Source organism: Acinetobacter pollinis, from assembly GCF_015627175.1.
GTDB classification, from domain to species: domain Bacteria; phylum Pseudomonadota; class Gammaproteobacteria; order Pseudomonadales; family Moraxellaceae; genus Acinetobacter; species Acinetobacter pollinis.
Genome location: NZ_VTDQ01000055.1, coordinates 1 through 11,683 on the forward strand (window position 1 = coordinate 1; position 11,683 = coordinate 11,683).

Sequence of the window (11,683 nt, forward strand, 5' to 3'; positions counted from 1 at the left end):
ATATTGAAGACCGTACTATTGACGTGCACATTCGCCGTTTACGTAAAATTTTAGAACCATTTGGTGCCGATAAATTTGTTCAAACTGTTCGTGGAACAGGTTATCGTTTTTCAACACGCACCGATGCTTAATATTTAAGACCATTGCCTTATGTATGAACCCTACCCAACACCTGAATTAAGCCACGAACATAAGAAATATCGTTATAGCAGTTTATGGGAGTCTGCTAAACAAGATTTCAAAGTATTGATCTTTTTACTTCTGATCGCGGGGCTTATTGGTTTAGGTAGCGGACACTTTTGGTTATGTATTGCAATTGGCTTTAGTGTATTTACAGCATTACAAGTCCGTGCGCTCTACTTAGTCAATGAGTGGATTTCAAGTCGTCCTTATGATGCGCCTCCAAATATTAATGGTATTTGGGGGGCATTGCTTTTTAATATTTATCGAACACAACGTCAAGAACGTGTTGTACAGGCGGAAATGGTAAGCCTAATTGACCGTGCTCAAGCCTCTTTATTTGCATTAACTGAAGCGGTAGTGATTACCGACGAACTTCATCAAATTGAATGGTGTAACCCTGCGGCAGAACGTATTTTAGGAATTAAAGCCAGTGATCATGGCAATAATATTTTAGGCATTTTAAGACGACCTGCATTTGTTGAATATTTCCAAGATATGGAACAGCATCCAGATGGCATTAAAATCGAATCTTCACTGTATGAAGGCCACTATGTACAAATTAAGCTGACACGTTTTGGCGTAGAAAGTCGCCTATTGGTTGCTTATGACGTTACGCGCATTCATAACTTAGAGCAAATGCGTAAAGATTTTGTCGACAATATTTCACATGAATTGCGTACACCACTGACGGTACTCAGTGGTTATTTAGAAACCTTTCAAGAACAAGATGATTTTAACCCAAGATGGCGACGTGCTTTTGATCAAATGCAATCACAAACGCGACGCATGAATGCCTTAGTCAACGATCTACTTTTACTCTCTCGCCTCGAAAGTGAGAAAAAAATTATTAAAAATCAAATTGTCGATATGCCAAGTCTAATGACACAGCTTTTTGATGATGCACAGGCTTACAATACAGAATACAGACACATCCTGCACTTAGAAATAGATAGTCATTGTGACTTAATTGGCTCAGATATGGAACTGGCAAGTGCATTTGGTAACCTAATTACTAATGCCATTAAGTACACGCCTAAAGGCAATGGTCATATTACGATTGGTTGGCATGATGACCAAGAACATGGATATTTCACAGTACAAGACAATGGGATTGGTATTGATCTTAAACACCTACCACGTCTGACAGAACGCTTCTATCGTGTAGATAGTGCAAGAAGTCGTCAAACAGGTGGAACAGGCCTCGGATTAGCTATCGTCAAACACGTACTCATGCAACATGGTGCGTACTTAGAAATTGAATCTATTCCAAATGAAGGTTCTTGCTTTAAAGCTATTTTTCCGAAAGAATGTCTCTACCAAAGCGAAAATTAATTTAGAATTTTTACCATGAATGTAAAAAAAATAGGCCTCCCCATTGTTGGGGCAATTATTGTTATTGCTGTATCTGCATATGTGTATATATCAAAACACCGTCCTAACGACGATGATAAAGCCTACCACCGATCATCGCTTTGCTACGTGATTAGTAAACCTAGAATCTCTCAGAATCCCACACAGATGTACGATAACTTCTTATATGTAGCGCAAAATGCAATTCCAGATTATGCCTATTATAAACCCAAAATTTATGAAGAATTTGCGCATAAATTAATTAGTCGCTTCTATAGCTTTTCGCCTGAAGAGCAAGAAAGATTAAGAAAAGATACGAAAGCATGTGACAAAGCATTAGATCAGGACTAAAAGAAGTGTGACCTTTGGTCACACTTCTTTTAGAAAACTAGATAACCTCACCCAGTCTTTCACCCATAACCACATGTGATTCAGCTTTGAAAACATCGTCCCATTGCATGACGTCTTCTTCAAACAATACAATTGCCGTAGAACCTAAATAAAAACGTCCAAGCTCATCACCTTTTTCTAAGTCAAGCTGATGCTGTTCAAGTTCAAGACGTCCTGTTGGTTTCACTTTACCCGTAGCAACTGTTTCTATTCCAGCAACAATCATTGCACCGACCAACACCACAGCCATACGCCCAACTTTTGTATCGAATAAACAGACCATACGCTCATTACGTGCAAACAAGGCATCTACATTTTCTGCAGTCACTTGATTTACAGAAAAAAGCTCACCTGGTACATACAGTGTTTCTGTCAGTGTTCCAGAGAATGGCATATGTACACGATGATAGTCCTTAGGTGATAGGTATACAGTCGCAAAATTTCCTTGCTTAAATGGTTCTGCCAATTTTGGATCACCAATTAATTGCTCAACCGTAAACTTTTGGCCTTTGGCTTGAAAAACGTCACCATTTACAATTTTACCAATTTGAGAAATTGCACCATCTGCAGGAGACACAATATGTGATTCAACATCATCTACAGGACGCACACCCGTTTTAAGTGAGCGAGTAAAAAACTCATTAAAAGATTTATATTTTAATGCATCGGTCTGTTCTGCAATCGAAAGGTCAATGCCATACTTCGCTTTAAATGCCTGAATCGCTAAATTCTTTACGACAACATTCTCACTGGCTGCCACTTTACCCACAACACGGCTCAGCTGATGCTGAGGAACAATGCGCTGTGCTTTTAAAAACACCTTATTCTTTAATGCTGCAAGATTCAAAGTGGTTTCTCTCCCATAACAATTGGACTGTCTGACATATTGCCCCACTCACTCCATGCACCATCATATGCGCGGATATCCCAATTCAATAAACGTCCTAAAAAATAAGCGAATGCTGACCGATGATGAGACTGACAATATACAACAACGGGTTGATCTAAATTAAATCCAATATCTTTTAAAGTATGTTGAATACGATCAAAAGAATGTAATTTTAAACGATTTTCACGATTTAGGGCACTACTCCATTCAAAGTGATGTGCATTTGGAATATGTCCACCCTTTCTTGCAGCTAATCGCTTACCTGTATATTCGTCAAAGGTTCGGCAATCCCAAATTTGAATTTCATTATTTTCAATAAGTTGTCTAATTTCTAAATAATTTATTTGATGTTTTTCGAGTGCAATAGGTTGCACTGAAATAAAGTGACTGGTGGGTTCAATTTCTTCAACAACATTACTGGTTGGCAGACCATCGCCAAGCCAAGCATGTATACCACCGTTCAATAAACTGGTGCGATAAAAGCCTATACAATGTAGGTTCCACAACAAGCGACTTGCCCATGCTCCGCCTTCATCATCGTATGCAACCACATGATGCTCTGGTGACAACTGCAAATATTCAATTAATGCTTGCAGTTGTTCTTCATCTGGTAAATAACCTGAAGCCATTCCTTTTTGCTGGAGCAACTGCTGTGGTTTAACATGAATTGCATGAGGGATATGTAACTGCTCATACACAGAAGCTCTTGTTAAGTCGACAATACGTACTTTAGGATGACCCAAGTATGGAACAAGTTCTTCTGCCTCAATAAGCAAACCAAAGGGCAAGTCTGGTGTAGCCATAGCGGATAAATTCTATATTCTTTGACATTTTCAATATTAGCATAAGGCAACAGTCTGCTTTTCTTAATTTTGTATAAGCTCAATACAAAACTGCATGTCGTATTACTCTGCTGGAATTTCAAAGACCTGTCTTAAATACGCGAGGAATGTATCGTTATCTGTCATCGTTTTTCCCGGACTATCAGAAATTTTTGCGACAGACTGTCCATTACACTCGACCAATTTTAATACAATATTTAACGGTGTTATTCCCATATCATTGGTTAGGTTTGTCCCTATTCCGAAACTCACTTTAAAACGATCTTTAAAGTACTGATACAAGTCCCAAGCACGATCTAGATTTAAACCATCACTAAATGTTAACATTTTAGTTTTGCTGTCTATTTTAAGTTTTTGGTAATGGGCATATGCTTTGTCTCCCCAAACATATGGATCACCACTGTCATGACGTAGACCATCAAAAAGCTTTGCAAAATATAAATCGAAGTCTGTAAGAAAAGCATCCATTCCTACCACATCAGTTAATGCAATGCCTAAATCCCCACGATATTCTTGTACCCATGCTTCAAGGGCTGCTTTTTGAAAATCTCTTAACCTTACATCAAGTGCTTGGAAGGCCTGTAAAAACTCATGTGCCATTGTTCCTATAGGAATCATGCCCAATTCTTTTGCAAGTAAAACGTTACTTGTCCCTCTAAAAATTGTAGGTGCAGTGAGTTTAAACTCTTGTACGACATGACGGTGCCAGTCTAAGCTATAACGACGGCGCGTACCAAAATCTGCAACTAAAAATGGGGGCTCTGTACCAGCTTGTTTTTTCTCAAAAGTTTTAAGCTGTTCCAATTTTTTTTGTAATCTTCTTTCACCTTCTGCTAAGACTTCTACTGAGTGTAATCTACGGAAATACAGTTCATTTACGATTGAAAGTACAAATATTTCAAACATTAATGCTTGAATCATTGGCCCTTCAATATGGATATCTAAACGTCCTTGTGTATCCAAACCCACGTCGATAAAACGACGTTTCAATTGAAATAGTTCTAGATAGTCAACAAAGTCACTTTTAATAAAACGAAGTTTTCTTAAATATAAGAGCTCATCGGGTTTAAATTTAAGCTCACACAGTAAATCGAGTTGATGATTTAAATCATCTAAAATTTCAGGTAGAGGATAAACGGTATCCTCTAAATTACGACAGCGAAATTGGTAGACACTATGTGTTTGTGGAAATTTATGTAATACCACTTGAAGCATTGTAAACTTATATAAATCCGTATCAAGTAACGACTGTATTATTGGTTCCATATCAATATAGCTTTTTTTTGACTTCTAGCATTAAAGCATATTTTTCAGTAGATGAAAGATTAGAAAGCCCTAGAATTCAAAATTGTTTACCATTCTAATGTATTTATAGATAATAAAATTGAATGGTGATCTCATCACAAGACCAAGTATGGTTACAAACCATTTAAATGAAGAGTATAAGCATCATATGAGTCAGAGAGATTTACCTGAGATCTTACTTAGATAGCCCATATTTATGCAACATAAATCTCTTATCAATGTGCTGTAACTAAACTTAAAATTCAGGAGTTTTAATTGATTTTTTATCCGCTATTTAGGTTAGCTAAACAATATGAGTCATTAAAAAGGATCATTCTCACCCGTCCTACTTATATACTTTATAACATTTAGAAAATAAATTCGGTAGTTATTAAAATTATAATTTTTCTCAGCATAATTATATTTAAAAAGCTTACTGTCTTTAGCAATATTCATACGCGGTATAGTAAAGTATTTTAGTATTTTATCCATAAAAAAACCAATACGACTCTTCATATTGGCTTTAAAGTGACTACTTTATTTTTTCTTCATACGAAGAAATTCAGCAGGATAAGTAGTAATTTTTTCATTAACATCATCACCATCACTACAGCCACCAGCTAATTTATTGGTCGAAACACATTCTAAATTACGGTCAAACGTCACTCTATAAACTGGCATTTTTTTTATGGTTTGCGCATTGATAGGTCCATCACAACCTTTTTGAATACGGTCTGTATAGGTAAATAACTTGTTTTTTTCGTTATAACTTAATTTCATACCTGCTGTACAATCCATCGCTTTAGCTGGGTTACCTTTGGCATCGACCGAGCTAATTTCTGATACCGACTTTAATTCTATAACTTTATTGTTTTTCAAGTTATACACATACGTGGTGACATCATTTGTTTTATATGGCGATGTACCATAATTGATATATTCATTTGTCCGAACTGTAAGGGCAAGATAACCTGCTTCTTCATTTAACCAAATCTTATTTATACGAATCCATAGTTTGTTATTATAAGCACCCGTCGTTTTAAATAACTGATAAATTTTATTTTTATTAAGGATCTCGACACCATATTTTTGCAACTGATAATTCTCTTTACCTGTAGATTCGTTGCTAATTCCATAGTCTACAATTTTAACTTTTAAATCATCACTATAATAAGAGTAATAATTAAATTTATCATTACTTAAATAGTCAACAGGATTCTTTAATTGCACACTTTCAATCATAATGTCATCCCATTCAGGGTCATCTGCATAACTTAAATTGGCGAATAGTCCACCACATAACAGTGCTAATACTTTTAAATATTTCAATTCTATTCCCCATAAAAAAACCAATACGACTCTTCATATTGGCTTTAAAGTGACTACTTTATTTTTTCTTCATACGAAGAAATTCAGCAGTATAATTACCGATGCTTTCATTTATATTATCTTCATCACTACAGCCACCAGCTAATTTATTGGTCGAAATGCACTTAAAATTACGGTCAAACGTCACTTTATAAACTGGCATATTTTTTATAGTTTGCGCATTGATGGGTCCATCACAGCCTTTTTGAATAAGGTCTGTATAGGTAAACAGTTTAGTTTTTTCGTTATAACTTAGTTTCACCCCTACAGTACAATCAAGTGGCTTAATCGCATCCCCTTTAGAGTCGACGTTACTGCTGACTGATATTGAATTTAACCTCATAAATTTATTGTTTTTTAAATTGTAGATATAAGTAGTCACATCATTTGTTCTTTCAGGTAATGATCCATAATTGACATAATCATTTGTCCTTACTGTGAGGGCAAGATAACCTGCTTCTTCATTTAACCAAATATTATTTATACGTACCCAGAACTGATTATTATACGACCCTCTTGTTTTAAATAACTGATAAATTTTATTTTTATTTAGGATTTCTACCCCATACTCTTGTAATTGATATTTCTCTTTTCCTGTTGATCTATTTAGAATGCCATAGTCTACAATTTTAACTTTTAAATCATCACTATAATAAGAGTAATAATTAAGTTTATCATTACTTAAATAATCAATCGGTTTTTTTAATTGCACACTTTCAATCATAATATCATCCCATTCAGGGTCGTCTGCATAACTTAAATTGACGAATAACCCACCACACAGTAATGCCAGTACTTTTAAATATTTCATGGTTTATTCCTTACAATAATTTGCTTGAGATAAATGGCAACGGATCTAAACGTCCACCTAACCCTTTAGTTACATCTTTCTTATGTCGTACTTCAAAATGCAAATGTGCCCCAGTTGCAATATGTTTCATATTAGACGCATTGCCTGTACAACCTGTTTGACCAAGTTTTTGCCCTGCTTGCACAGTATCTTTGAAGCCTACATCTAGTTTGGATAAATGCGCATAAAAAAAGTAAATTGTTTTTTGATTGCCTACCAGTTTCTTCGCATATGCTTGATGCTTAGGCGGTAAATCTGCGACATTAACTTCTAACACAATCACTTTGCCATAAGCACCACCAGAATCTCTAGATATCAAAATACTGCCTCCACAGACTGCAAAAATATCTGTGCCAGGTTCTGCTTCTAAATCTATGCCTTGATGTGCTTTCTTACCACCATCACGTACCATACCAAAGGTCGAGCCTTTTATACTGCTTAAACCTTCGGTTCTTAATTTACAGAATCTAATAGGGTCAAACCAGCCATTCTCCCCACCCACTGCACCAGTCGGCTGTGTAGATTGTGCTTGTAGCTGTATGGTTTGCTTTGGTAACTCGGTAGGCTGCGTGTGTGATTGAGCCTGTGCTGTAGTTTTGGCCTTTTGTAAAGGAGCAGCCTCACCAACACGTTGGTACTGTGGGTTTAACTGTACCAACACCTCTTCAAAATCTAGACTAATATACGTAGTTTGATTATTTTTACCTTTTGGATAAAAAATTTGAATTCGAATATTATCATTCACATACCCCATCAACCATGACTTATAGGCTTTAATAGGGTCATTATGGTAACGCTTTAATAGAATATCCCTACGTTTTGTCACCAACTCTTTCGTTTTTTTATTTGTATATACAAGTTGTGTATTGAGTAATTCGTACGCTCTTGTTTCAGTAAGATTATCTTTAATAATTGTTTTTGTCCCAGCTAATCCCTCATGGTGTAGAAGATAAGCCAATTTTGCCAATGCTTCAGCGTCTTGTAGTTGCCCCACACTAGGTACATATTTTTGTAGCCCCTTTAAATTGGCACGTGCATATGCCCCTGCTGCATCAATCGACATCTCTGGATTAAACCTTAAATCTAAAACCTGTTGTTTTATATGGCTGTTCTTTTTTAAAAACGCTGATAAATCTTTAGGTTTTACATTTGGATACTTTGTTGCAACATATTGCCCGACCAATGAATTAGGATCGGCTGCCATGCCTAACCAAGTACCATCTAAAAATTGAGTTAAACCTGCTGCTGTACCCGGAGGCGGTGCTTTGGATTTTGGATTCCACTCTCCTCTATCATTTAATTTAGCAGCTTCCGCATTAATTAAAGCTGCTAAAGAATGCGGGGTTAAGTTATGTCGTTTTGCTGCTGCGAAAATATAGCCTCGGTATTTTTCATTTTCAGGAATAATAATAAAGTTATCTTCTGAAAAATGAACTGCAACCACATGTGTACTGTTGCCGTGGTCTGTTCTTTTTTGTTCATTTACAGGTGGTGGTGTTTTTACTTTGGGCGCTCCTAACATTGGTTGAGCTGGCGATTTTGGTTTAATTGTAGGTGTTGTCGTTTTTGGACTTTCTGGTATTGCTGTTTTTGATGTTGCAGGTTGTGCCTCTGTGTGTACAGGTACTGTTGGAACTTGAGGCTTTGGCATCTTGTCTTGAACTTGTCTTGTATGTTCAAGAATTTCTTTACCAGCCTTACGAAGATTTCGTTTAATTGAATCTGTAGAAGTATGCTGTACACCTTCTTTCGGATGATAACTTCCCTCGACTAACACTTTCCTAGACGTAATCTTAAGTACTTTATTGCCAATGCTGACTTTTTTATGATCTGCAACAAGATCAAATTCTTCTTTTAAATTTTTAAAGTAAACTTTTAAACCTTTTGCATGATCTTCAATAAATAATTCATTACTTACACCATCATGCACAAATATAGTTTCTTTTTTACCATCATATTCAACCCTTAATGTCGCCTTTTTAATTGGTTTAAATGCCAAATCAAAAAGCTTAATGGTCAATTTTGTTTCATATGTTTTTAGATCTTTAGGATGCTCTTTTAAATAAATCTTTTGCCCTAATCTTAAGTGATGAACAGCATTGCCTCGTAAATGGTTAATAGATGCTAAATCACTGACATGAATATTATAATGTTTTGCAATACCCCAAAGTGTATCGCCTTTTTTTACAGTATAGAACTCAGACATTTTTATTTCCTTTATCTATGATCATCTCATCTACTTCAGTTTGAGGGCCTTCATGTTCACCTAGATCAAAACTCTCCTCTTCTTCTATTTCTGTTGCATACTGTTCTTCGTCTTCAAACTCACTCGCCCAATAGTCAAAACCAACTAAAGCTTTGTATGTTTGCTTTTCATCTAAAACGGAAAGATTTGTTATACCCAATGCATCAGTTTTACCCTGCCAAATTGGTTCTTTTGTTTGAGTATTTACAATTTCTACTTTGACATCTTTTTGTGCTCGCCCCATTAAATCTGAAAATAGGAAATTAATGGCATGTAGACCTTGTTTTGGTAGCTCAGGTATTTGAGCTTCCACTTTCTCGCCATTTTTAAATTGATGTTGTGCAGCGTGGTACAGAATGCCTTGGGCTGTTTTGAGGGTAATCCCATTGGGAGAAATTGAAATTTCTGAGCCACCCGATTTCAATGAAATACCTTTTGCACTAATGAATTCCAAAACATCTTCCGTTGAAATGATCTTCATCATTTTTCTTGCAATAAGCTCAATCATGTCATCTTGTGCATGAAGATCTATTTTGCCTTTCGCAGCTTTTGCACTAATGCCCTTTGTACTTGCGAACAAACTAATCTTATTTTGTGCCTGAGCAATTAGGTTATTTTGCGTACTCATGCTAATGCTGTCGCCTGCCGTTTGACTAATCTTGGCATTTGCACATAAGTGAATGTCCTGTGCCGTACTTAGACCAATACCATCAGGTGAACTTAAAACCAAGAGTGCTTTATTAAATTTTGCAACGTCTTTTTCAAGCTGATCTGCAAATGCTTTTAATTGATCAATCGTTTCAATTTCATCAGTTTGCTGATTTTTTGCAACCGCACTCAGCACTTCGCTATTGTCTTTACTTTGCTGAAGTTGTTGTTTTACAACTTGAGCGTCAAGATGATCTCCTTTTGCATCTGATTGTTTATACGTAGAGATTAAAAGACCTTCTCCTGCTCGACTGTTCTTAACTCAAATCCTTCTCCTCGACTTTCACTGGTCGCTTGTGCTTTGGGATGGCTGAGTTGCCCTAAATTGAGTTGACTTGATGCATGACTACTTTGTAACTGAGCACTTATTTGTCCATGAGTATCATCAAAACGCAGTTGGTTATAACCCGACCCTTTGATCTCTTGTGAACGTATACCACTTAAACTTTTAGTTTCGGGAAGCGGACCAGTTTGATCAAACTGTGTCGGGTGACGCTCTGCTTCATGCAAGCGACCTGTCACAAAGGGGCGGTCGATGTTGCCATCAAAGAAGTCAACGACAACTATTTCACCAACACGCGGAAGGAATCTGGCACCGTAGCCTTCACCTGCCCAAGGGGTAAGTACATCTATCCATGCAGAGTCGGTATCGCTTTGGTTGCTCCCTGCACCTCCATCATGGCTGTTGTCTTCTGCACGACTAAATAAGAAACGAACTTTAATTCGACCCCATGAATCAACATGAATCTCTTCACCTTCAACACCCACTACCTGCGCACGTTGAACATGCACTGTCGGTTTATGTTGTTCAGGATGATACTCAGGCACCACCTTAATCTCACGTCTGATGAGTGTTAAGGTATTGCCTTGGCGTTGTTCATCTTCTTGAATGTTTTTATGATGCCAACGACTCGACGTGAGTAGTTCTTCTGCCTGTTTTTGAATATCTTTGGGTAAGTTGTTTTGGTTATAGAAGTGTTTGCTTAAAATAAGAAAATCTTGGTCTGAACCTGTGTGTAGATCTATTTCAGGGTGGCCATTCAGTTTAAACCAATAGCCCACTTGCGCATCACGTACGGTACTGTGTGCAGTAAAGTATTTTGACTTTAAACGGTTTTGATCGGATAAATGGCTGTTCAATGCCTCAACTTGTTGATGGCTTGATGGTGTGACACCATCTTCACCGTTCAGATCTCCCACCCATGCTGGGCTTACATGCCAAGCATCTTCTAAGCTTAGTGTGGCATTGTCATATTGACCACTTTGCTCACCTAAAGATAAAACTGAACCTGCACCATCTTCTTGTTCTAAATATTGCGGTTGCCATCTTTGTACATGCACCGTACTTGGCTGAAGCTGACGAGAAGCTGTCAGACTGGTAATGGTATCGAATGTTTCTGTCGCATCACTACGATGAAAGCGAATCAGTTGACGATCTAATGCTTTAAACTGGGCATTGGCATCAATTAAACGCAGTTTCTGTGCTTGGATTTGATCTTTGTTATGTAATACAAATGCTTGGCTTTCATCAATTAACCAATTGATCCCTTCACTTCGCCATAAACGGGTTAGAA

General features: G+C 36.9%; 9 protein-coding genes and 1 pseudogene. 3 read left to right on the forward strand and 7 right to left on the reverse strand.

Annotated features, from left to right (window positions below; all coding sequences use genetic code 11):
* The 3 genes from I2F23_RS12870 to I2F23_RS12880 form a co-directional block, all read left to right on the forward strand.
* On the forward strand, nt 1-131 hold a 131-nt coding region (locus I2F23_RS12870), incomplete at its 5' end, for a winged helix-turn-helix domain-containing protein (protein ID WP_195772985.1).
* Nucleotides 132-150: 19 nt separating this feature from the next.
* Nucleotides 151-1,515: a phosphate regulon sensor histidine kinase PhoR gene (phoR, locus tag I2F23_RS12875; RefSeq protein ID WP_195772986.1), complete on the forward strand. Its 1,365-nt coding sequence runs from the start codon at nt 151-153 to the stop codon at nt 1,513-1,515.
* 15 nt (nt 1,516-1,530) lie between these two features.
* Nucleotides 1,531-1,884, forward strand: coding sequence for a hypothetical protein (locus I2F23_RS12880; RefSeq protein ID WP_195772987.1), 354 nt, complete (start codon nt 1,531-1,533; stop codon nt 1,882-1,884).
* A 37-nt stretch (nt 1,885-1,921) separates the two neighbouring features.
* Here I2F23_RS12880 and asd read toward each other — a convergent pair whose 3' ends face one another.
* The 7 genes and pseudogenes from asd to I2F23_RS12915 all read right to left on the reverse strand — a co-directional run.
* Nucleotides 1,922-2,770, reverse strand: coding sequence for an archaetidylserine decarboxylase (asd, locus tag I2F23_RS12885; protein WP_195772988.1), 849 nt, complete (start codon nt 2,768-2,770; stop codon nt 1,922-1,924).
* Nucleotides 2,767-3,615, reverse strand: coding sequence for a sulfurtransferase (locus I2F23_RS12890; RefSeq protein WP_195772989.1), 849 nt, complete (start codon nt 3,613-3,615; stop codon nt 2,767-2,769). Before I2F23_RS12890 ends, asd begins: the two co-directional genes overlap by 4 nt.
* Before the next feature lie 102 nt (nt 3,616-3,717).
* Entirely contained in the window at nt 3,718-4,920 is a 1,203-nt protein-coding gene (gene pncB / locus I2F23_RS12895) for a nicotinate phosphoribosyltransferase (RefSeq protein WP_195772990.1), read from the reverse strand.
* A 555-nt stretch (nt 4,921-5,475) separates the two neighbouring features.
* A complete protein-coding gene (locus tag I2F23_RS12900; RefSeq protein ID WP_195772991.1) occupies nt 5,476-6,267 on the reverse strand; it encodes a hypothetical protein in 792 nt (263 codons plus the stop codon).
* Between the two features lie 58 nt (nt 6,268-6,325).
* Complete coding sequence (locus I2F23_RS12905; protein WP_195772992.1) at nt 6,326-7,117, reverse strand: hypothetical protein; 792 nt, start codon at nt 7,115-7,117, stop codon at nt 6,326-6,328.
* 10 nt (nt 7,118-7,127) lie between these two features.
* Nucleotides 7,128-9,362 carry a peptidoglycan DD-metalloendopeptidase family protein gene (locus I2F23_RS12910; protein WP_195772993.1) on the reverse strand — a complete coding sequence of 745 codons (2,235 nt, stop codon included), beginning with the start codon at nt 9,360-9,362 and terminating at the stop codon, nt 7,128-7,130.
* Nucleotides 9,355-11,683 (reverse strand): annotated as a pseudogene (locus I2F23_RS12915) (DUF2345 domain-containing protein); the annotation flags it as partial. The gene I2F23_RS12910 and the pseudogene I2F23_RS12915, both read right to left, overlap by 8 nt.